The following is a 1706-nucleotide window of genomic DNA, read 5'->3' as shown; positions in this document are numbered from 1 at the left end:
CTGACACTGAGCAAAGGGTGGGCGAGTTATCACTTTTATCCGCTCAAGAGCACGCCTCTTTGTCTCATTTGCCTGTCGTGCAACACGCTGGGGACAGCGTACTAGACTTGCTGTTACCACGCTGTGAGGTATATGCTGAGCAGCCAGCGGTGCATTGTCACAGTAAGCAATTAAGTTATGCCGAATTGAACGCACGCTCTTGGCAATTGGCTCGTTACCTTAAAGACAATGGCGTCTCAACGGGCACTGTGGTTGGGGTGTGTTTACCTCGCAATGAAGCCTTGTTAGTGAGCCTATTAGCGGTGTGGAAAGCCGGTGGCGTATATGTGCCAGTCGATCCCGCTTACCCAACCTCTCGAATTGACTACATGGTGGCCGATTCGGGGATGACAATTTTACTCAGTCAGAGCGATGTCACTGCTGTAACCGGCATGACAGGACTCCTGCATGTCGATGACGTTGCCCCAGAGGTGTCAGACACGCCGTTTGCGCTGTCGACTCAGGCAGGTGACACGGCTTATATGATCTACACATCAGGGACCAGTGGTCAGCCTAAAGGGGTGCGCGTAGCGCATCATCAGCTATTACAAACGCTGAGCTCGGTGAATGAAGTGATGGGGGTGACGGCTCAAGATCGCATGGCGGCGTTAGCTTCTCATGCCTTTGATATCTCTTTATTGGAGTTATTGCTGCCGTTACTTAATGGCGCATCAGTGGAGTTGGTGGCGCAAGAGACGATCCGAGATGTGGCGCAACTGGCGAGTCACTGTCAGCAGGTAAGCATACTGCATGCGGTACCTGGATTGATGAAGAGTTGGTTAGAGCAGGTGACGATAGCGGAGCAGGCGTATCCAGCCTTGCGTTATTTACTGGTGGGCGGCGAAGCAGTACCAGCGGAGCTTATCTATGCATTGCAAGCGCGATTCCCTGCGGTTGAGATCATTGAATTTTACGGACCAACGGAGAATACGATCGTCAGCAGTTATCACCGTAAGCCTCGTGATGGTCAGTTATTAGGGCATTGCATTGGTGAAACGTTTGCCCACGTTCAAGCGTATGTGGTTGACCGTCAAGGTCAGTTATGTGTACCAGGCGCGGTAGGTGAGCTGTACTTAGGCGGTTACGGGGTCAGTCAGGGGTACCATCAGCGCGAGGAATTATCATCGGAAGTGTTTATCGCAGATACCTTCAGTGCCCGCACAGGGGGGCGCTTGTATCGAACGGGAGATCTGGTCAGACGGTTAGTCGATGGGACGTTATTGTATCTTGGCCGTGCGGATAAGCAGATGAAGTTACGCGGGTACCGAGTTGAGCCCGGCGAAATAGAAAGTGCGTTACTGAGCGTTGCAGAGGTGGAAGACGCCGTGGTGTTTGCAGAAGACTCAGCCGATGGCGAGTCGGCGTTGGTGGCGTGTTTGGTGAGCCATTCGCCAGAGGGACTGGAAGGACAGTGTCGCGAGGCTTTAACGTCGGTGTTGCCAGGGTACATGATCCCAGCGCGTTACCTCGTATTGGAGGCGTTGCCACGGACCAGTCACGGTAAGTTAGATAACGCAGAGTTACGGCGTTTGGTGCAGGCGAATGCTGCATCGGTAGAATACGTGGCACCAGAGAGTGAACTGGAGGTGGCGATAGCGCAGATGTGGTCGTCCTTGCTGGGTCGAGAGCGAGTGAGCTTGACGGATAACTTCTTTAATCTTGGTGGG

At 53.3% G+C, this 1706-nt stretch carries 1 protein-coding gene; it reads left to right on the top strand.

The annotated features are described in order from the left end of the window. Positions 1-17: 17 nt before the first annotated feature. The coding region (locus tag J8L73_RS19105) for an amino acid adenylation domain-containing protein (protein ID WP_211019457.1) at positions 18-1706 on the top strand (1689 nt) is incomplete at its 3' end.

This window comes from Pseudoalteromonas sp. MMG006 (genome assembly GCF_018101025.1).
Taxonomy (GTDB): Bacteria; Pseudomonadota; Gammaproteobacteria; order Enterobacterales; family Alteromonadaceae; genus Pseudoalteromonas.
This window is presented reverse-complemented; position numbering and strand designations above follow the sequence as displayed.